The following is an 18,950-nucleotide window of genomic DNA, read 5'->3' on the forward strand; positions in this document are numbered from 1 at the left end:
GTGCGTTGGGTGGGGACCCCCCCCCCCCCCGGGACGAGACCTGGCCGGCGCCGCCGCGGACGCGGACTTCCCGGCCGGTCATCAAGCCGCCGCGGCCGCAGGCGTGCACCGCGTCTACGACGCCGGTCTCCGCGTCGCCGTAGCGGCGGTGCACGCCCCTGTCCGCGGAGGGGTGCCGGCTACAGGCGCTCGCCGCCGGTGGCGTCGATGATCTGGCCCGTGATCCACCGGGCGTCGTGGGAGGCGAGAAGGACGACGACATCGCCGACGTCGGTGGGATCGCCCATGCGGCGGAGGGCGCGGGCCGCGACGCGGCCGGCGATGGCCTCGGAGTTCCCGCGCAACCAGTGGGCGTTCATGTCGGTGTCGGTGGTGCCGGGGCGGATGGCGTTGACGGTGATGCCGCGCGGGCCGAGGTGCTGGGCGAGCGGGCCCGTGAGAGCTTCGAGGGCTCCCTTGGACATGGTGTATCCGACGATGCCGGGCATGGGGAGGCGGGCGGCGCCTGAGGAGACGTTCACCACGCGTCCGCCGTCGGCCAGGCGCGGCAGTGCTTCCTTGATGATCAGAAATGGCGCGGTGGCGTTGATCTGCAGCAGGCGGTTGACGTCCTCGGCGGAGGTCTCCTCGATGACGCCGTCGACGACGATCCCGGCGTTGTTCACCAGTATCCGCACGGGCGCGTCGCGCAACTCGCCCGCGGCCGCGTCGTAGGCGGCCCAGAAGGCGGTGCCGGAGTCGGGTTCGGCCAGGTCGGCGGCGAAGGAGAACGCCGCGCCACCGGCCGCGACGATCTTCCCCACGACGTCGGCCGCGGCGGCCTCGTCCTGGCGGTAGTGGACTGCGACGGTGTACCCCTCGGCGCCGAGACGGCCGGCGATGGCGGCTCCGATGCCGCGGCTGCCGCCGGTGACGACAGCGATGCCGTCGGGCTTACGGGCGTCGAGCGCTTCGATGTCGCGCAGGTCGGTGTCAGACATGGTGCCTCTCTGTCGCCCGCGATCGGGCGGGACTGGGTGCTGATGACGTGGACGCTCCCCCGCTCTGCTCGCTCGCGGCGGCGTCCACGGAGGGGGAACCTCGACCCCCCGACTTCTATTCCGACCGGAATAGAAGTCGGGGGGCCGGCGATGCGGGTGTGCCGCACGCGACCGCGGGCGACCCGCGACGGCGCCTTCCGCGAAGCCCGTGACGACCGCCGTCGCGGGTGGGAACCGAGGGCATGCAAGGGCATACGTCTTCTAGTCCGATCGGTATACATTTCAGCCCAGATCGCCGCTCGTAGTGGAGTAGCCTGCACACATGGCTGGTTCGCGGAACGTCGTCATGGGTCGGCCTCGGGAATTCGACATCGACGAGGCGCTTGAGCGCGCCATGCAGTTGTTCTGGGAGCGGGGATACGAAGGGGTCAGCCTCACCGATCTGACCAAGGCCATGGGCATCACGAAGCCGAGCCTGTACGCGGCCTTCGGCGACAAGAAGGAACTGTTCCGCAAAGCCCTGGAGCGCTACAGCGAGGGCCCGGCCGACTACGGCACGCGCGCCCTCGAGGAGCCGACCGCACGAGGCGTGGCCGAGGCGATCCTCCATGGAGCGGTCCGGACCACGACACGCCCGGGCTGCCCTGCGGGATGCCTGGGCGTGCAGGGCGCGTTGGCGTCGAGCGAAGCGGGGCGTCCCGCGCACGACATGCTGGTCGAGTGGCGGAACACCGGCGCTCTGCGCCTTGAGGAGCGTTTCCGGCGGGCCGTCGACGAGAGCGATCTGCCGCGCGACGCCGACCCCCGACGGCTCGCCCGACACGTGATGACGGTGGCGTTCGGCATCGCCGTCCAGGCCGCCAGCGGCCTCAGCCGCGACGAACTCCAGGACGTCGCGGACATGGCACTGGAGTGCTGGCTGCCATAGGGGGCGTGCGGCGGACAGGCGCGGGACGTTTCCGGCCAGTGCTGACCGGTCTGGAAGCGCGGCGACAGCGGCCCTCGCCTACCCGCCCGCCCGAGATCATCGGTCTTCCGGTCGCGGCCGGGTCGCCGCTTCCAGGTTGCGGACAAGCTCCGCGCCCGGGGCATCGACACCCTCGTCCTCAGCGGCGTCACCACCAGCGGCGTCGTCCTGTCCACCCTGCTCGACGCCGCCGACCGCGACTACGTGCTGTCCGACGGTGTCGCCGACTACGACCCCGAGGCGCACTCCACCCTGATCACCAAGGTCTTCCCCTCCCGCGCCCACCTCATCACCACGGACGAGCTGCGGACCCTCGTACGCAAGGGGTGAACCGTACGCTCCGCAGCGGGCGTTCCTGACGCGGAGCGGCGCCTTCGCCCTGAGGGGGCGGGGCGCCGCTCCGCGCCGCGGATGCCCGCCAGTGGTGCCGGCGGCATCCCTGGTGGCGCGTTCGTCAGGACGCGGCCGCGGCCTCGATCGTCATGGGGTGCGTGGCAAGGAGCGTGATGTCGATGTCGGCGTACGGGCGTACGGGCAGGCTCTCCAGCGCCTCTTCCAGGGCGTCGGCGTCAGGGGCGGTCCAGATGCCGACGTTGGCGCGCTGACCGGGCAGGCGCCAGAAGTGGCGCAGCACGCCCTGGCTCATGAGCTCGCGTCCGCGGGCGCGCTCCCGCTTGATGAGGTCCTCGCGTTCACCGGGGGGCAGTTCGGATGCGCGAGAGGTGTTGATGCGTACGAGGAAGTCCATCGCCTCGTGTTCCCTTCCTTCGGGTGGCAGGTCCGCATCCGGCGGACGTGGGTCCGCGACAGAGCCCGCGACAGCGTCCGCGGCGGATGCGGATCGACCATACATCGATATTCGTCGAACATCGATGTATGTAGGCTGTCCCTATGCCACGTCAGCTGCGTCACCCCGATCCGCAGGGGATTCCGCTCGCCCAGGTCCTGTCCGCCCTCGGCGACCCGGCTCGGCTGCGGATCATGACGGTGCTGTCCGATCACCGGGAGCACGTGCGGGAGGACTTCCAGCTGGGAGTAGGGCCCTCGACCGTCAGCCATCACATGAGGACGCTCCGGGAAGCGGGCCTTACCTGGCACCGCATGGAGGGGACGCGGTGTTTCGTGTCCCTGCGCGACGAGGCGCTCCAGCGGTTTCCGGATGTCGTGGAGAACGTACTGCGCGTGCACGCGGCGCACGAGGCGGAGGCCGAGGGAGCGGCGAGGTAGGGCGCCGCTCCCCGAAGCAAGACGGTGGTCGCGATGCCGGTCAGTCGGACGCCCGCGGTGCGGCCGCCGCCGCGGTGCGGTGCGGGCCGGAGGGGAGGGGCACCGCGCCGTCTGCGTACACTTCCACGTTCTCGCGGGTGAGCCAGCCGGTGCGGGCGCAGGTCGCCAGGCCGTACCAGCGCACGGCGCGCAGGACCGTGAGGCTCCACAGGGTCATCAGGGGGGCGCAGGCGAAGACGAGCAGTCGGGTGCGGAATCGTTCGTTGTCGGGGCGGATGGCCAGGTAGCGCAGGCTGTGGAGGTAGCCGAGCGCGATGGGCATGAGGAGAAGGATCGCCAGCGGGGCTGTCCTGCTGATCGGTTGCAGGATGATGAACCAGGTGAAGACCGCGGCGGTGGCCAGGGTGATGAACCAGTTGAGTGCCTGGTTCCAGAAGGCGTAGCCCTTGAGCGGGAGGTACCTCACGCGCCAGAAGGACCGGATCGCGGAGCCGCGCATCCAGCGGATCTGCTGGCGGAGGTGGTGGCTGAGGTTCTGCGGCATGGTGGCGCGGGCGAACGCGGTCGGCTGCTGGACCGTCTTGCCGCGGAGCTTGGCCAGGAGCGTCAGCAGGGAGTCGTCGGAGAAGGTGACGGGCCGCCCCATGAACGTCTCGTTGAGGTAGGCGTCGGCGTTGTCCCGCAGCACCTGCGCCCGGTAGGAGGCGCAGCACCCGGTGTTGACCACGACGGAGCCCAGGACCGACTGCGCGGAGCGCTCGTTGAGCTGCCAGCTGACCGCGTACAGGTCGAACAGGCGGGTCAGCCAGTTGGTGTGGGCGTTGGTCGACAGGACCACGGCGGCCACCGACTGCACCTCGGCGTCCGTGAAGGGCTGGTGCAGTTCGTCGAGCGCGAGCCGGTCGAGTTCGGCGTCGGAGTCGATGGTCACGAAGTAGTCCGCGTCCGGGCTCGCTCCGGCGGCGGTGAGCTGGGCGTGCCGCTTGCCGCGGTTGTCGGTGCGCTGCCAGACGACCCGGACGCCCGCATCGGCCGCGGCCGGTTCGAACCACTCCCGCACGGCCTCGTAGCCGACGCTGCTTCCGTCGTCGGTGACGTTCACCGAGTCCGGAAGCCGCGTCTGGTCCAGCAGGGACTGCAACGAGCGCCGCAGCAGCAGCGGGTCCTCGTTGTAGACGGGGACCAGGACGCAGACGTGGGCGGCGTCCAGGACGGCCTGCTGCTCCGGGGACGCCCGGTACGGGCGTTCGGCGTAGGCCAGCAGCGTCTGCCACAGCAGCCACAGGCAGGTCAGGGAGTACAGGAGGACGAAGGGAGGCCGGCCCCCGCCGCCGAGGGAGGTGAAGGCGTCCACCCGGCGCAGGACGAGATAGCCGAGCGCCGGCGCGGTGACGGTGGCCGCGGCCAGCAGGCGGCGGCCGCGCGCGGAGACGGGTCTGACGCGGTTCGTGCCGAACTGCCTGGGGACGCGTCGCCGGCCGGTGCCGCTGCCGCGCCGTTCGTTCCCGCTCATGATCCGGCGGGGCGGTTGCGCCGCCATGTCAGCCGCAGCATCACGACGCCGGTCACGACGATCGCGGCGGCCACGGCGAGCAGCCACATCTCACCGACGGCGAACCCCAGTACGGTGACGGTGCCCAGCCCTGCGCCGGTTTTCGCCAACTGCCCCTCAGACATGCGTCTTCCCCTTCGTCGCGGGAGGCGCGCGGTATGGACGGCTCGGGCGATACCGATCGAGCCCAGTCGGCCGCGCCTTGCTCCGGAGGAGTTCCCCGGCGGGTCGCCCCGGGTGCCGTGCGGGTCGATCGTTCGTTCCCATGGCCTAGAACTTCGGGGGCGTCGTGTGGGTCGCGGTGTTCCGTACGAGGCGCGGGTCGTGCCTGGAGGTCGCCTAGACTGCGAGCCGGCAGAACGGCGGCGACGGGTCGCCGCGCCGTCACCGAACGCCCGCAGGAGGCAGGCTCCGTGCTCCAGTTCCGCCTGATCGTCCCCGCGGACCGTACCGGCGCGGCCACCGAGCTGATCACCGCGACCGTGGGCGCGACCCACCTGACCGTGCTCAAGGGCGCCGCCCTGGACCCGCCCGGTGACGTGGTGACCTGTGACGTCGCCCGCGAGGCGGCGGACCCGCTGCTCACCGGGCTGCGCCGGCTCGGTCTGGAGGAGGACGGGCTGATCGCGGTGGACTCCGTCGACATGACGCTGTCCCGCAGATCGGACGCGGCGGAACGGGCCGCCCCCGGAGAGGGCGCGGACGCGGTGCTGTGGGACTCGATGGCGCACCTGACCGAGGAGGAGTCCACCCTCACCGTCACGTATCTCGCGTTCCTCTCCGTGGCGACGATGCTCGCCGCCTACGGGGTCATGCTGGACAGTTCCATCCTGATCGTGGGTGCGATGGTGGTGGGTCCGGAGTTCGGTCCGCTGGCCGGGATCTGCACCGGGCTGATACTCCGCAGGGCCAGGCTCGTCCGGCAGTCGGCCAAGGCCCTGGTCATCGGGTTCCTGACGGCGATGCTGGTCACCGGCGCGTTCGGCGCGCTCCTCGACCTGCTCGGGCTGTTCAGCCGCTCGCAGTTCGACCGGCCGCACCCCGCCACCCAGTTCATCTGGCAGCCGACCGCCGACTCCTTCGTGGTGGCCCTGCTGGCCGGCATCGCCGGGATGCTCTCCCTGACCTCGGCGAAGTCCGGCGCGCTGGTCGGCGTCGCGATCTCCGTGACGACGGTCCCGGCCGCCGCGAACGCCGCGCTCGCCCTGTCCTACACCTCCTGGCACGAAGTGCTCGGCTCCGCATGGCAGTTGGCCCTCAACCTCGCGGGCATCATCGTGGCCGGCCTGCTCACGATGCTGATCCAGAAACAGGTCTGGCACCAGCAGCGCAAGCGCACCGCGGCAGCCGCCAAACGCTGACAGCCCCCGGGACACCCGGGCCCGCGGCATCCGGCCGGGCCGCCCGGACAGGGGCGGCCCGGCCGGGGGCCGTCACCTCATCGCGGCGAGCGCGGTGTCGACGCCGGCCAGCGGAGATCCGAGGCCGGTCACGGTGTCGTACCCGGGGCCCGCGGTGCACTCGGCGCCGCACAGGCCGTTGGAACCCGAGGTGACGTCATCGAGCCGGGAGCCCAGGGCGTACACATCGGTGTGGGCGGTGTCCCCCTGCGGTCCGGCCGCTGCCAGCGGCGCCTTGCCCGCCTGGGCCCGGAGTTGGTCGGCCGCGCTGATCACGGCGGCCCAGGACGGCGCGGACAGGCTGGTGCCGCCGACCTCCATCCACACCGGGCTTCCGCCGGCACTCGTGTAGACGGCCACGCCGGTGTTCGGGTCCGCGACGAAGCTGACGTCCGGGGTGGCGCGGTACTGCGCGCCCTGCACGCCCTTCTGGTAGGCCGGGCGCTTCTCGAAGTAGCTGAGGCCGCCGCCGGTCGAGGACCAGGCGGTCTCACCGAGGGTGGTGCCGTCGGCGTCCAACTGGAGGCTGGTGCCGCCGATGGCCAGGGCGTAGGGGTTGGTGCTGGAGTAGCCGGCCGGGTAGCCGGCGTCCCCGGTGGACTGGGTGCACACGGAGTCGCTGAGCGCGCAGTGGCCGTCGTAGAAGGACTCCTCGGAGAACTCCGGCATGCCCCAGCTGTCGCTGACGGCGGCCGGGTGCAGCGAGGCGGCCTTGTCGACGGCCTGGTAGAGCCCCGCGGCGGAGGCGTCGGCCGCTTCCACCAGGACGATCTCGGCGTGCGGCGCCACGGAGTGCGCCCACTCGATGTCGAGGGCCTCCTCTTCCTCCCAGTTGGCGTCGGCGGCCGGCCGGGTGCCGTCGGCGTACACCTGCTGGAAGTCGAAGCAGTCGGTGCCGGCCGGGACGCTGTCGCAGGTCTGCGGCAGGCCGAAGTGGCCGGCGAAGTGGTTCAGGTCGTCCTTCGCGGTCGGGTAGTCGTAGGCGTCGACGATGGCGATCTTCTGTCCGGTGCCGTTGCCGGTCAGTCCCAGCCGGGCCTGGATCTGCTGCGGGGTGTAGCCCCTGGTGGGTTCGTCGGTGTCGTCCGCCCGGGCCGCGACGGTCGACTTGACCTCCAGCGACGGGGTGGCGGTACCCGTGGTGGGCAGGGTCGCGCCTGCGAACGGGGTGGCGGCCGTCGCGCTGTCGCCCTGGCCGCCCTTCTGCTTGGCGGCCAGGTCCCTGGGTGCCTTGCCGCTTCGCGGCTGGACGGAGCGGGTGGCGGCGCCGGCCGGCTGCGGGGTGTCGGTGACCTGCTGGACCGTCACGCCGTGCGGGTAGTTGTCCACCGCGATCATGTCGGCGCCGAACCCGCCGGTGCTCAGGGTGAGGTCGTAGGCGGCGTTGTCCAGCGGGAGGCCGACGATGTCGGTGGCCTGGCCGCCGGTCAGGTCCACGGCGGTGGCGGTGCCCGCGTAGAGCGAGAAGTCCTCGCTGGTGCTGGAGAGGTAGTCGTCGGACTTCGGGAACGGCTGGTCGTACTGCTCAAGGCCGCCGACGGCCCCGACGAACGTCTCCTTCCCGCCCGTGGTGGTGGCGAAGAGGCCCTGCTGGTTGTTCGGGAGCGTCCCGACGTCGTAGGGCGTGCTTCCGTCGGCGGGGTAGACCGTCATCTGGAAGGAGTGCAGTTCGACCAGGCCGTACTTCGCCGAGGCGGCGAAGCCCTGGAAGGTGTTGGCTCCGGTGGAGTCGTGCTCGGAGACGACCTTGCCGGTGGCCGCGTCCACGATCTGCACCCGGTGCTTGCCGGTGGCGGGCTTGTCACCGCCGAAGGCGAACGCCACCCCCGCGCCGCCGGTGCCGGGGATCGCCGTGCCGGCGAAGGCCCCGGCCTGCTGCTGTATCCAGGTGGCCGAGGCGGTATCGGTGTTTGCGGGCTGCTCGCTCCACAGTTGCGTGCCGGTGCCCGCGTCCAGGGCCACGGCGGTCGGCGCGGGGTCGCTCGGGCCGGTGCCGAAGGCCGACCGGGCGCCCCCGTACTCCAGGAAGAGCCGTCCCCGGCCGTCGGTGGCGGGGGTGGAGTAGACGACCTGCTTGCTGCCGACGCCGGCCGGGCGGTACTGCCACGTCCGGGAGCCGTCGGCGGTGTAGGCGGCGACGCTGCTCGCACCGGTCGCGACGATCTCGCCCCTGGTGACGGCCAGGCCGTACTGGAAGGAGCCCGTGGTGATGTCGGCGCCGACCTTGCCGGTGGCCGGGTCGAGCACCGCGAAGCCGTGGGACGTGGCGGCCACGACGTGCGGCGCGGTCCTGCCGTGCCGGTCGGCGACGTTCGCCACCTGGATCTGGTGGACGGCCGCGCTGACGGCGGTGTGCCACAGGACGGTCGGCGTGGCGTTCTTCAGGGAGCGGCCGTCCAGGGCGAAGACACCGTGGCTCTGGCCGCCGACTATCAGGTCCTTGACGCCGTCGCCGTTGGCGTCGACGGACGCCGCGCCGTAGTTCTCGCTGAACAGCGGCAGGTCGACCGCCTTGCCGTCGGCCTTGTCCAGCGTCCAGGCGTTGAGGTCCAGCCCGACGCTGAGCAGACCGCCCCGGTACGCGGTCACCTGGTCGCCGGTCACGTCGCCGTCACGGCGCCACTCGAGGGAGCCGTTCCGGGCGTCCACGGCGAGCAGTTGGGTGTGGTAGACGCCCTCCGGCTCCGACGCGCTGTCCGCGACGTTGTCGGCTACGGCGGCGTAGACCTGGCCGTGGCCTGACGCGTCGTAGGCCAGCGACAGGGTGGGCGCGTCGGGGTTGCCGACGGTGCTGGCGGTCTGCCGGGTCCACACGGTGTCGCCGCCTGCGTCCCAACCGGAGATCGTGCTCTGCCCGTCGCTCAGGTCGGCGTTGATGCCGAGTTCCGCGACGGCGTAGCGGGCCTGCTTGCCGTGGGCCTGGCCGTTGACGACGAAGTCCTCGGGGATGGTGTTGTCACGCGAGGCCAGTACGGTCCGCGCGCCGGTGCGCGCGTCCACCGCCGTCAGGTCCCACCGCACCGCGTCGTAGGGGTCGTTCTGCTCGGCGACCAGCACCCGGTCCGAGCCGGGGTCCTGCTGGAGGATGCGCGGGTAGCCCGGGGTCCTGGTGTCGACCAGGGCCTTGCCGCCGGCCGTGCTCACGACCAGGACGTGGCCGGCCGCCGGCCTCGGGTTGCCCAGGCCGAAGGGCGTGTCCGTCCAACCGACCGTGATCCGGCCGTCGTTCAGGGGCTCGATGTCCGTCCAGTCGGCCCAGGGCGCGCCGGTGCTGTACGTCCAGGCCTTCTCGGCGGCGAGGTCGCCGCTCTTGCGCGCGGTGAAGGAGTAGGCGAGCAGGGAGCTGCGGCTGTCCCCCTGGGTGGCCACCGGGTCGTCGCCCCAGTCCGGTCCTGTGGTGTCGGCGACGATCAGCTTGCCGTCCTGTGCCAGGAGCGAGCCGACGTATCCCGGCAGGAGCTGGTGCCACAGCATGCGGCCGGTGCGGCCGTCGAGCACGTTGACGAACGTGCCCGACGGCAGGTCGGAGCCGGGCGAGGTGAAGGGCCGGGCCGGGTACTGGCCCACCGAGTAGGCGACCGCGACGTCCGCGACGCCGTCAGCGTTGAAGTCGGCCTGGGCGAAGGGGTGCCGGCCGGACGACGACGGCTCGTAGGGGTTGTAGCCCTCGGACATCACCGGGGTGAACGCCTGGGGCTGGTAGGAGTTGGCCGGCGCCACCTTCCAGTCGTCGTAGAGCGAGCCGCTGGTGCGCTGCCACACCGGGTCGCCGTGGGCGTCGTAGCGGGTGACGGAGCCGCCGGCGGACAGGGCCACCCAGTCCCCGGTGCCCTTCAGGGCCAGGGTGGAGACGGAGCCGCGCGCGCTCTCCCAGGTCGTGGACTGGTCGATGGCGGTCGTCGCCGGGGCCGCCGACGTGCCGGACACGGCGGTCGACGAGGGGGCGGCCGTCGAGGAGGCGGCCGTCGACGACGTGGACGCGGCGTCTCCCGACGCCGCCGCGGCGACGAACCCGGAGGTGCCGTCGGCGCTGCGGGTGTACTTCGCGCTCAGTTCCGCCAACTTGGCAGCGTTCAGACGCACGGGTCCGTGCGCGGCCGGGGCGGCGTGCGCCGCCGGTGCGGACAGCAGCGCCGTCGCTACCGCCAGGGCAGCGGCCAGTGCGCCGCCGCGTAGGGCTTGGCCTGCGGATCTCATCCGAACCGTCACTCCTTTGTCACCGCGAGAGGGGGTGGCTGTACCTTTCCAGCCAGCCGCCGGTGATGGGGACGAACCCGGTGGCCTGTTCCGGCCGTTGTCCGCAGCAGGCCACCTGTCCGGCGGTCATTTCCGGGCAATGGGACGCAAGGAGCCGCGATGCTGGAGCCGGTCGGACTCGACGAGGTGGCCGAGCGGGCCTACGGGGTGATGCTCCGTGAGGAGCAGCTGACCGTGGGCCATCTGGCCGGCCTGCTCGATCTGGCGCCCGCGCGCGCCCGCCAGGCCCTGGACGGCCTCGTGACGGCAGGGCTCGCACAGTGCCACCCGGGGCGGCCCGCACGCTACGAACCCGTCGATCCCCGCACCGGGCTGACCGGGTTGATCCGTGCACGCCAGCGCGAACTGGAGCGGGTCGCCGCTTCGGTGGAGACGTACGCGGCCGACTACCACGAGCGCAAACTGCGGGCCGATCCCCGTCTGCTCGTGGAGGTCATCGAGGGGCCCAACGAGATAACCCGGCGGGTCGGGTCGCTCGTCAACAGCGCGGAGGACGAGATCCTCGCCTTCGACGCGCCGCCCTACGTCTCGCCGGGCGACACCACGTCCCCGTCCGAACGGGCCGCCCTGGCACGCGGCGTGAGCGTGCGCGCCGCGTACGCCACCGAGGTGCTGGCGCTGCCGGAACGGGCCCGGGTCCTGCGCGAGATGATCGCTCTGGGCGAGCAGGCCCGGGTGCTCCCGCGTGTGCCGACCAAGCTGATCGTCGTGGACCGGCGCGAGGCGATCCTCCCCCTCACCGGCTCCGACGCGGGGCAGCGCACCACCGCCGCGTACGTCCGGCGCTCCGGGCTCAGTGACGCCCTGGTGGAACTCTTCGAAGCGCACTGGGCCGTGGCCACGCCCGTCTTCGCCGCCGCCGACGCGGCCGAACCGGTCGATCCCGAGATCTCCCCCGAGGACCGTGCGCTGCTCCAACTCCTGAACGCCGGGATGAAGGACGAGGCCATCGCCCGCCAGCTCGATCTCAGCCAGCGCACCTTCCGCCGCCGTATCGCGCACCTGCTGAACCGGCTCGGCGCGACCAGCCGCTTCCAGGCCGGCACCCAGGCGATGCGCCGCGGCTGGCTGTGAACGGGGGGCGCGCCAGGGCGTGACGGCGGCGAGGCCGGGGCGGGGGCGGGGCGCGCTGCGCCCGCAGGCCGGGCCCGGCGCGGCACGCGTGGGGGTTTGCGTTTGAGCGCGCTCACACCCCTACGGTCCGGGGTATGGAACACGACGAAGCACTGCGGCAGGCCCTGCGCCTGGCGGTGGACCCGCCCGGCGGGGTCTCCGCGGAGGCGCTGCGCGAGCTCGCACGGGACGACGACGCGGCCGAGTGGGACATCGCCACCACCGCGGAGCACCTCGGGGTCAACCCCCACACGTTGCGGTACTACGAACGGATCGGGCTGGTCCGCGTGCCGCGGGACTCGGCCGGGCACCGGCGCTACGACGCGGCGGCGGTCCGCCGGCTGGTGTTCCTGACCCGGATGCGCACCTCGGGCATGCCCATCAGCGACCTGCGCCACTACGTGGAGCTGGTCGACCTCGGCCAGGACACCGTCCCCGAGCGCATGGACATGCTGCTGGAGCACCGCGACACGCTGCGCTCCCAGATCGCCCAGCTGCAACTCGCCCTCGCCGCCACCGAGTACAAGATCGCCACCTACCAGGAAGGCCCCCGGCCATGACCGCCGCCACCGCCCAGTCCACCGCCCAGGCCGCCGCCGAGCCCACCGCCCAGCACGACATCGACAGCCCCGAGAGCCTCGCCCGGCGCCGCCACGGGCAGTCCGTGCTCTCCCGCATCGACGGGCACGCGGGCGAGGCGGTCATCGACTCCCTCGCCGACATCAGCCCGGCCCTCGGCCACCACGTCGCCGCCTTCGCCTTCGGCGACATCTACGACCGGCCCGGCCTCGACCCGCGCAGCCGCCAACTCGTCACCCTCGGGGCGCTCACCGCCCTCGGCGGCTGCGAGCCCCAGCTCAAGGTGCACATCGGCGCCGCCCTCAACGTCGGCATCAGCCGCGAGGAGATCACCGAAGCGCTCCTCCACGCCGCCGTCTACTGCGGTTTCCCCCGTGCCCTGAACGCGACTACCGCCGCCCGCGAGGTCTTCGCCGACCGCGACCGCGACGACGACAGCAACGACAGCGACGACACCCGCTGACCCCCCGGCGGGACCAGGCGGCGCTGGAGACCAGGGCGGTCTGGTCGCGCAGCTCGTCGAGGGACGTCACCAGCAGGGGGTTGCCGCACTCGGCGTACAGGGCGCGGTGGAAGGCGCGGTTGGCGAGCGAGCGGTCGGCGGCGTCCTCGGCACGGTCGGCGGCGTCCAGCGCGGCGGCGGCCTCCTCCAGCGCGTGCCGGGAGTGGGTAGCGCGGCCAGCGGCCACCGGGGCGCAGTTGACGGTGCATCACCCATCCAGCCGGCGACGGTACGACGGAATACAGGCGTCCGCTCCCCGCCGCTGACCGCGCCGTTTCATATACGAGACAGTGCCGTTCGGGGTCGGCGGAAGGGACGTCGGAGACGGCTGCGTTTCCCTCACGTTCACTCTTTCGCCATCTGCAAGCCTCCTCGAATCCACCCGGTTTTCTCATCTGCTCCTCATGCACCACTGGTTGCGTGTGCACGGCCGGTCGGTCCGTCACGTACGAGCAGGGAGTCGCATGGTGGTGCGTTCGAGAGCAGTCGGTGCCCAGCCGGCGGGCAGTGCCGAACCGGCGGGCGGCCAGGAGCCGTTGCACGTCGCCAGCCGGCTGCACGCGTTCAACCGGTTCGAGCTGAAGTACCTGGTGCCGGTCGAGCAGGCCGCCGAGATCCGCGACGAGCTGGCCGAGCGGATGGACCAGGACCCGCACAGCCCCGTCGGCGGGTACGGCGTGTGGAGCCTGTACTACGACACGCCCCGGCTGCGGTTCTACTGGGAGAAGATCGACGGCCTGAAGTTCCGCCGCAAGCTGCGCATCCGGCACTACGGCGACCTCGCCGCCGTCACCGACGACACCCCGGTCTGCGTGGAGATCAAGCAGCGCGTCAACCGGGTCACGCAGAAGCGCCGCATCACCCTGCCCTACGGCACGGCGCGACGGCTGTGCGACGGGCGGGAACTGGTCGAGCACTCCGCGCAGGAGAGCGCCTTCGTGCAGGAGGTGCTCGACCTGGGCGTCCGGCTGGACCTGCGGCCCACCGTGCTCACCGGCTACCAGCGCGAGGCCCTGGTCGGGCGGCACTCCGACACCGGCCTGCGGGTGACCTTCGACCGCCGGGTCCGCGGCCGGGACCGGGACTTCCACTTCGGCACACCCACGCCGGAGAACCGCTTCACGATGCCACCGCACCTGAGCGTCATGGAGATCAAGGTCAACGAGCGCACCCCGCACTGGATCACCGACCTGGCCGCCCGCCGCAACCTCAACCTCATCCGGGTCTCGAAGTACGTCCAGGCCGTCGAGGCGTTCGGCCTGGCCCCGCGGTCGGCCTTCCACGTCCACGAGGCGGACTACCCGCCGCCCACCCCCACCGAAGAACAGCCGCCCGAGCAGCGGCCGGCGCACCCCGACGCGCCGTCGAAAGCAGGAGCACAGTGAACTTCGATCTCCAGGAACTCAGCGGCACGTTCAGCGTGGCCGACGTCGCGGCGGCCATGGTGCTGTCGTTCGTGCTGTCCACGATGATCGGCTACGTGTACCGGTACACGCACCGCAACGTCTCCTACAGCCAGTCCTACGTGCAGACGCTGGTCATCGTCGGCATGATCGTCGCCCTGATCATGCTGGTGGTCGGCTCCAACCTGGCCCGCGCGTTCTCGCTGGTCGGCGCGTTGTCCGTGGTGCGGTTCCGCAACGCGGTCAAGGAGACCAGGGACGTCGGCTTCATCTTCCTGGCCATGTCGATCGGCATGGCGTGCGGTGCCCGGTTCTACACGCTGGCCGCGGTCGGCGCCGTGGTGATCTGCGTCGTGGTCGTCGTGATGTTCCAGTTCAACTGGTTCGCGCTCAACGTGCAGCGGCAGGTCGTCAAGGTCCAGGTGCCGGCCGGTGACGACTACACCCCGCAGATCCGCGACGTGCTGATCAAGTACACCACCGAGTTCGAGCTGGTGAGCACCGAGACGATCCGCGGCGGCGCGCTCAGCGAGGTGTTCTACACGGTGCGGCTGAAGCAGGGGGCCGAACCGGGCGACCTGGTCAGCGCGTTGCAGGCCAGGACGTCCGGCCAGCGGGTGACCGTGCTGACCGGTTACGACACCACGGACCTGTGATGGGCGGTCCTGGGGCCGGCGGGCCCGGACCGGACACGCCCGCGACCGTACGGCGCCGGCGGCGGCTACGGGACCGGCTGCCGGTCCGGCTGCGCCACCACTGGAAGCCGGCCGCGGCGCTGGGCGTCGGGCTCGCGGCGATGGTCGCCCTGCTCGGCAACACCCGGGTCACCCCGTACGTCACCTCCTCCTCGCGCGCCGAGGCCGACCCGATCACCGACAACGTCCGCGGCAGCACACCGCTGTACAGCGCCTCGGTGCCGCACTCGATCGAACTCACCTACCAGCAGACCGACTTCGACAAGATGATGAAGGGGTTCACGAAGGACGGGACCAAGGACTACATCGAGGCCGACCTCACCATCGACGGGGTGTACCTCAACGACGTCGGAATACGTCTGAAGGGGAACTCCACCTTGTCGTCCCTGCGCGGCACGAGCGGCGGCCTGCCCGGCGGCATGCCCGGCGGCCGGGCGGTGCCCCAGGGCGCGCAGGGCGCCTCCGCCGGTGCTCCCGGGGACACCGGCGGAGGAGGGGGCCAAGGCGGCCCCCAGGCCGCCCAGGGCGGGGGCCAAGGCGCCCAGGGCGGGGGCGGGTTCGGCGGGATGGTGCAGTACGACCTGTCCGCGCAGAAGCCCGAGGAGCTGCCCTGGCTCGTCAAGATCGACGAGTACGTCAAGGGCCGCGCCTACCAGGGCGAGCGGGAGATCTCGCTGCGCCCGGGCAGCAACAGCCAGGTGCCGCTCAACGAGGCGCTCGCGCTGTCCCTGACCACGGACGGCGGCCAGAAGGCCGAGCGGTACGCCTTCACCGAGCTGAAGGTCAACGACCGGCCCGTCGCCACCCGCCTGATGGTCGAGTCGCCCGACACCGACTACGCGGAGAGCGTCGCCGACGGCAACGGCGTGCTGTACAAGGCAAGGGCGGGCGGCAGCTTCGACTACCGCGGGGACGACCCGAGCGCGTACGAGTCCTCGTTCAAGCAGCTCAACATGACCGGCAGCCAGGACCTGGCGCCGGTGATGAAACTCATCAAGTGGGCCAACAAGGCGTCGGACAAGGAGTTCGCCCGGGATCTGCACCGCTACGTCGACGTCGACTCGCTGGCCGCCTACGTCGCGTCGCAGAACCTGCTGCTGAACTCCGACGACATGTCCGGCCCCGGCAAGAACTACCTGCTCTGGTACGACCTGGACACCAAGAAGTTCTCCGTCCTGGGCTGGGACTACAACCTGACCTTCGGCAGCAACGCGACCGCCGGGCCGAAGGACTCTATCGGCATCGGCGGTGGCCTGCCCGCCGCGGGCGGGAACACCGGAGCCGGGGCGGACACGGGAGCCGGTACGGGCACGGCCGGAGCCGGTCCGGGTGCGGCCGGAGCAGGGGCGAGTACGGCCGGGGCAGCGCCTTCCGCGCTGCCCTCGGCACTGCCCTCGGGCCTGCCGGACGGCGGCGGATTCGGCGGAGGCGGCGGCCAGGGCGGCGACGCCGGCAAGGGCGGCCAGGGCGGCCAGGGCGGGTTCTCCATGGCCCAGCAGATCCTGAAGACCCGGTTCCTGGCCTCCGACGCCTTCGACGGCGTCTACATGAAGGCGTACCGCAGCCTCTACCGGACCTTCTACGGCTCCGGCACGGCCCTGAAGGACCTGAAGTCCATCGCGGCACAAGCCAGTTCCGCCGAGGCGGACCCCAAGTCGCTGGACACCGCGGTGTCCGCGCTGCGGAAGACCGTCACCGAGCGGGCCACCGCACTCGCCAAGGACAAGGAGGTCACCGGCTGACGTACCGGCAGGCGCGGGCCCGCCGACCGCACCGCCCGACCTACCGACCGCAGGAAGAGAAGGGGAGCCGCACACGGCGGCTCCCCTCCACCCGTGTCCCACCCGCAGTCCCGCCCGTACCCGACCGCACCTCGAGGTATCCGCACGTGACCGATCCGAACGCCCTCGCGCGCCCACCCGCCGCCCGGCACACCGTCCTGGTCGTGGAGGACGACGCCAGCATCCGTACGCTGCTCGCCTCCGCGCTGACCGCGGCGGGCTACGCCGTGGTGCGCGCGGGCGGCGGCCAGGAGGCGATGTTCGCGGTCGGCAGCCGCCGGCCGGACCTGATCGTGCTCGACATCATGCTGCCCGACACCGACGGCTTCCAGTTCACCCGCGACCTGCGCGCACAGGGCGTGTACACGCCGGTGCTGTTCCTCACCGCCCGCACCGGCGTCGAGGACCGCATCATCGGCCTCAGCTCCGGCGGCGACGACTACGTCACCAAGCCGTTCCACGTCCAGGAGGTGCTGCTGCGGGTCCGGGCGATCCTGCGGCGCAGCGGCGCGACCGCGGGTACGGCCGGGGCCCGCCCGCCGCTGCGCTATGCCGACCTCACGCTCGACGAGAGCAGCCACGAAGTGATGCGCGCCGGGCGGCCGGTGAAGCTGTCGCCGACCGAGTTCCGGCTGCTGGCCTGCTTGCTGGCCCACCCGGAGCGGGTGCTGAAGAAGCCGGAGATCCTCCAGCAGGTGTGGCGGTACGACTTCTCCGGCGACACGCGGATCGTCGACACGTACGTCAAGAACCTGCGCCGCAAGCTCGACCGGGACGCGCCACCCCTGATCCACACCGTGCGCGGGGTCGGCTACTGCCTGCGGCTGCCGCCCGACGCGACGGACCCGGCGCCCCGGTGAGGCGCCCGCCCCGCCCGCGGCTGCCCCGCATGCCGCGACTGCCCCGGCCGCGTTCGCTGCGCGGCCGCCTCATCCTGATCGCCGGCCTGCTCGCCACCAGCGCCGTGCTGCTCTGCCAGCTCGCCGGTCTGGCGGTGCTGCGCGGCTGGCTCACCGACCAGGTCGACGACCGCCTCACCCACTTCCGCCCGCCCGAGGGCGTCTACCAGGACCTGGCCGCCGGGCGGATTCCGCGCACGCCCAGCCCCGACAGCGCGCTGCCCTCGGACTACCGCGTCTTCTTCTACGACGGCGGCGGCCGCCTGCTGCACACCTCCATGGGCGACGGCGACGGCCCCGGGCCCCGGCTCCCGCAGCGGGCGGCGGACCTGCACCTGGCCGCCGGGCGGCCGAGCACCGTCCCGGCCGAGGGCGGCAGCGGCGGGGCCGGATGGCGGGTGGTCAGCTACGCCGGGCCGGACGCCATGCGGACTGTCGTGGCGCTGCCGCTGGACACCGTGGCCGGCGCCACCGCCAAGCTGCTGTGGCTCAGCCTCGGCCTGGGCGCCGCCGTGGCCGCGGGGGTCGTCGTCCTCGGCAACGGCGCGGTGCGGCTCGGCCTGCGCCCGCTCACCCGCGTCGAGCGCACCGCGCAGCTCATCACGGCCGGGGCGCTGGAACTCAACGTCCCGGTGGCCGACCCCGACACCGAGGTCGGCCGGCTCGGCCTGGCCCTGAACACCATGCTCGACCGGCTGCGGACGGCGCTGCGCCGTACGGAGACCTCCGAGCAGCGGCTGCGCCGATTCCTCGCCGACGCCGGCCACGAACTGCGCACCCCGCTCACCGCGGTGCAGGGCTTCGCCGAACTCCTCCTCGACGAGCCCGGCATGGCCGACCGCAGGCGCCGCGAGGCGCACGCGCTGATCGCGCACAACGCCGACCGGATGAGCCGGCTCGTCGACGACCTGTTCCTCCTCGCCAAGCTGGGCGACACCCCGGCCGCGCACCGCGAGCAGGTCGACCTCCTCTCGCTGGCGGCCGACACCATCGCGACCACCGCGATCCGCCACCCCCAGCACGCCATCTCGCTGGGGCCGCTGGCGGCGCACCCCGCCGGGCCCGAGCGCGACCTCGACATCGTCGAGGCGCCCGGCGACCCGCACCAACTCGCCCAGGTGCTGGGCAACCTGCTGTCCAACGCGTGTACCCACACCCCCGCCGGGACCCGTGTCCAGGTGCGGATCGGTGCCGCGCGCGCCGGGGTGCGCGGCGCCTTGGGCACCGGGGCCGCCCTGCCGCCGGGCACGCCGGTATGCGCGGTGGAGGTCGCCGACGACGGGCCCGGCATCGACCCGGCCGAGGCGCCCCATGTGTTCGAGCGCTTCCACCGGGCGGTGCCGTCCGCCAACGGTGCCGGGTCGGGCGCCGAGCCCGGGTCCGGCCTCGGGCTCGCCATCGCGGGCGCGATCGCGGCGGCGCACGGCGGCCGGATCGAGCTGGACAACCGCCCCGGTGCGGGCTGTGCCTTCCGCCTGCTGCTGCCCGGGGCGGGCACCGCGACGGAGGGTGCCGGCGGCACCGTGTAGTGTGATCATTCACCTGCACGACGGCCGCAGTTCATGAGTTGGCCGCTCGGTGTTCATCGTCTACAT

General features: G+C 72.3%; 17 protein-coding genes and 1 pseudogene. 12 read left to right on the forward strand and 6 right to left on the reverse strand.

Annotation, left to right across the window (positions count from 1 at the left end):
• Positions 1-179: 179 nt before the first annotated feature.
• On the reverse strand, positions 180-980 hold the full coding sequence (locus AC3EVP_RS13815) for an SDR family NAD(P)-dependent oxidoreductase (RefSeq protein ID WP_435129821.1): 801 nt from the start codon (positions 978-980) through the stop codon (positions 180-182).
• A 322-nt stretch (positions 981-1,302) separates the two neighbouring features.
• Here AC3EVP_RS13815 and AC3EVP_RS13820 point away from each other — a divergent pair, with 322 nt between their 5' ends.
• Both AC3EVP_RS13820 and AC3EVP_RS13825 read left to right on the forward strand, forming a co-directional pair.
• Positions 1,303-1,908, forward strand: coding sequence for a TetR/AcrR family transcriptional regulator (locus AC3EVP_RS13820; protein WP_435129824.1), 606 nt, complete (start codon positions 1,303-1,305; stop codon positions 1,906-1,908).
• Positions 1,909-2,058: 150 nt separating this feature from the next.
• Positions 2,059-2,277: pseudogene (locus tag AC3EVP_RS13825) on the forward strand (isochorismatase family protein); the annotation flags it as partial.
• 124 nt (positions 2,278-2,401) lie between these two features.
• Here the strand turns inward: AC3EVP_RS13825 and AC3EVP_RS13830 are convergent.
• Positions 2,402-2,695, reverse strand: coding sequence for a muconolactone Delta-isomerase family protein (locus AC3EVP_RS13830; protein ID WP_435129827.1), 294 nt, complete (start codon positions 2,693-2,695; stop codon positions 2,402-2,404).
• A gap of 143 nt (positions 2,696-2,838) precedes the next feature.
• On the opposite strand from AC3EVP_RS13830, the gene AC3EVP_RS13835 reads away from it, so the two are divergent.
• On the forward strand, positions 2,839-3,174 hold the full coding sequence (locus tag AC3EVP_RS13835) for an ArsR/SmtB family transcription factor (protein ID WP_335979791.1): 336 nt from the start codon (positions 2,839-2,841) through the stop codon (positions 3,172-3,174).
• Positions 3,175-3,214: 40 nt separating this feature from the next.
• Here the strand turns inward: AC3EVP_RS13835 and AC3EVP_RS13840 are convergent, their stop codons facing one another.
• A complete protein-coding gene (locus AC3EVP_RS13840) occupies positions 3,215-4,687 on the reverse strand; it encodes a glycosyltransferase (RefSeq protein WP_435129831.1) in 1,473 nt (490 codons plus the stop codon).
• Positions 4,684-4,851, reverse strand: coding sequence for a hypothetical protein (locus AC3EVP_RS13845; protein WP_335979796.1), 168 nt, complete (start codon positions 4,849-4,851; stop codon positions 4,684-4,686). The genes AC3EVP_RS13840 and AC3EVP_RS13845 overlap by 4 nt, the downstream gene beginning before the upstream one ends.
• Positions 4,852-5,139: 288 nt before the next feature.
• Between AC3EVP_RS13845 and AC3EVP_RS13850 the strand changes: the two genes are divergently transcribed.
• Complete coding sequence (locus AC3EVP_RS13850; protein ID WP_435129834.1) at positions 5,140-6,087, forward strand: DUF389 domain-containing protein; 948 nt, start codon at positions 5,140-5,142, stop codon at positions 6,085-6,087.
• A gap of 72 nt (positions 6,088-6,159) precedes the next feature.
• Here the strand turns inward: AC3EVP_RS13850 and AC3EVP_RS13855 are convergent, their stop codons facing one another.
• On the reverse strand, positions 6,160-10,323 hold the full coding sequence (locus AC3EVP_RS13855; RefSeq protein ID WP_435129837.1) for a S53 family peptidase: 4,164 nt from the start codon (positions 10,321-10,323) through the stop codon (positions 6,160-6,162).
• A 159-nt stretch (positions 10,324-10,482) separates the two neighbouring features.
• Between AC3EVP_RS13855 and AC3EVP_RS13860 the strand changes: the two genes are divergently transcribed.
• From AC3EVP_RS13860 to AC3EVP_RS13870, 3 genes are all read left to right on the forward strand, one after another.
• Positions 10,483-11,457: a helix-turn-helix domain-containing protein gene (locus AC3EVP_RS13860; RefSeq protein ID WP_435129840.1), complete on the forward strand. Its 975-nt coding sequence runs from the start codon at positions 10,483-10,485 to the stop codon at positions 11,455-11,457.
• A 134-nt stretch (positions 11,458-11,591) separates the two neighbouring features.
• Positions 11,592-12,056: a MerR family transcriptional regulator gene (locus AC3EVP_RS13865; protein ID WP_335979804.1), complete on the forward strand. Its 465-nt coding sequence runs from the start codon at positions 11,592-11,594 to the stop codon at positions 12,054-12,056.
• The gene (locus AC3EVP_RS13870) at positions 12,053-12,538 is read left to right on the forward strand and encodes a carboxymuconolactone decarboxylase family protein (RefSeq protein ID WP_435129843.1); all 486 of its coding nucleotides are present in this window, start codon (positions 12,053-12,055) and stop codon (positions 12,536-12,538) included. Before AC3EVP_RS13865 ends, AC3EVP_RS13870 begins: the two co-directional genes overlap by 4 nt.
• Here the strand turns inward: AC3EVP_RS13870 and AC3EVP_RS13875 are convergent.
• A complete protein-coding gene (locus tag AC3EVP_RS13875; protein ID WP_435129846.1) occupies positions 12,465-12,764 on the reverse strand; it encodes an FCD domain-containing protein in 300 nt (99 codons plus the stop codon). The genes AC3EVP_RS13870 and AC3EVP_RS13875 overlap by 74 nt on opposite strands.
• 277 nt (positions 12,765-13,041) lie before the next feature.
• On the opposite strand from AC3EVP_RS13875, the gene AC3EVP_RS13880 reads away from it, so the two are divergent.
• The 5 genes from AC3EVP_RS13880 to AC3EVP_RS13900 all read left to right on the forward strand — a co-directional run bounded on the left by AC3EVP_RS13880 (position 13,042) and on the right by AC3EVP_RS13900 (position 18,884).
• A complete protein-coding gene (locus AC3EVP_RS13880) occupies positions 13,042-13,962 on the forward strand; it encodes a polyphosphate polymerase domain-containing protein (protein WP_435129849.1) in 921 nt (306 codons plus the stop codon).
• Complete coding sequence (locus tag AC3EVP_RS13885; RefSeq protein WP_335979808.1) at positions 13,959-14,636, forward strand: DUF4956 domain-containing protein; 678 nt, start codon at positions 13,959-13,961, stop codon at positions 14,634-14,636. The genes AC3EVP_RS13880 and AC3EVP_RS13885 overlap by 4 nt, the downstream gene beginning before the upstream one ends.
• Positions 14,636-16,417 carry a CotH kinase family protein gene (locus AC3EVP_RS13890; RefSeq protein WP_435129852.1) on the forward strand — a complete coding sequence of 594 codons (1,782 nt, stop codon included), beginning with the start codon at positions 14,636-14,638 and terminating at the stop codon, positions 16,415-16,417. The genes AC3EVP_RS13885 and AC3EVP_RS13890 overlap by 1 nt, the downstream gene beginning before the upstream one ends.
• A gap of 146 nt (positions 16,418-16,563) precedes the next feature.
• On the forward strand, positions 16,564-17,316 hold the full coding sequence (locus AC3EVP_RS13895; RefSeq protein WP_435129855.1) for a response regulator transcription factor: 753 nt from the start codon (positions 16,564-16,566) through the stop codon (positions 17,314-17,316).
• Positions 17,317-17,345: 29 nt separating this feature from the next.
• On the forward strand, positions 17,346-18,884 hold the full coding sequence (locus tag AC3EVP_RS13900) for a sensor histidine kinase (protein ID WP_435129858.1): 1,539 nt from the start codon (positions 17,346-17,348) through the stop codon (positions 18,882-18,884).
• The last annotated feature ends 66 nt before the right edge of the window (positions 18,885-18,950 follow it).

It is taken from the genome of Actinacidiphila sp. bgisy144 (genome assembly GCF_057708105.1).

Excerpts from the sequence above, each read along its gene's own strand:
- AC3EVP_RS13815 (WP_435129821.1), bottom strand. The coding sequence starts at position 980 with ATGTCTGACACCGACCTGCGCGACATCGAAGCGCTCGACGCCCGTAAG.
- AC3EVP_RS13820 (WP_435129824.1), top strand. The coding sequence starts at position 1,303 with ATGGCTGGTTCGCGGAACGTCGTCATGGGTCGGCCTCGGGAATTCGAC.
- AC3EVP_RS13830 (WP_435129827.1), bottom strand. The coding sequence starts at position 2,695 with ATGGACTTCCTCGTACGCATCAACACCTCTCGCGCATCCGAACTGCCC.
- AC3EVP_RS13835 (WP_335979791.1), top strand. The coding sequence starts at position 2,839 with ATGCCACGTCAGCTGCGTCACCCCGATCCGCAGGGGATTCCGCTCGCC.
- AC3EVP_RS13840 (WP_435129831.1), bottom strand. The coding sequence starts at position 4,687 with ATGAGCGGGAACGAACGGCGCGGCAGCGGCACCGGCCGGCGACGCGTC.
- AC3EVP_RS13845 (WP_335979796.1), bottom strand. The coding sequence starts at position 4,851 with ATGTCTGAGGGGCAGTTGGCGAAAACCGGCGCAGGGCTGGGCACCGTC.
- AC3EVP_RS13855 (WP_435129837.1), bottom strand. The coding sequence starts at position 10,323 with ATGAGATCCGCAGGCCAAGCCCTACGCGGCGGCGCACTGGCCGCTGCC.
- AC3EVP_RS13860 (WP_435129840.1), top strand. The coding sequence starts at position 10,483 with ATGCTGGAGCCGGTCGGACTCGACGAGGTGGCCGAGCGGGCCTACGGG.
- AC3EVP_RS13865 (WP_335979804.1), top strand. The coding sequence starts at position 11,592 with ATGGAACACGACGAAGCACTGCGGCAGGCCCTGCGCCTGGCGGTGGAC.
- AC3EVP_RS13870 (WP_435129843.1), top strand. The coding sequence starts at position 12,053 with ATGACCGCCGCCACCGCCCAGTCCACCGCCCAGGCCGCCGCCGAGCCC.
- AC3EVP_RS13880 (WP_435129849.1), top strand. The coding sequence starts at position 13,042 with ATGGTGGTGCGTTCGAGAGCAGTCGGTGCCCAGCCGGCGGGCAGTGCC.
- AC3EVP_RS13890 (WP_435129852.1), top strand. The coding sequence starts at position 14,636 with ATGGGCGGTCCTGGGGCCGGCGGGCCCGGACCGGACACGCCCGCGACC.
- AC3EVP_RS13900 (WP_435129858.1), top strand. The coding sequence starts at position 17,346 with ATGCCGCGACTGCCCCGGCCGCGTTCGCTGCGCGGCCGCCTCATCCTG.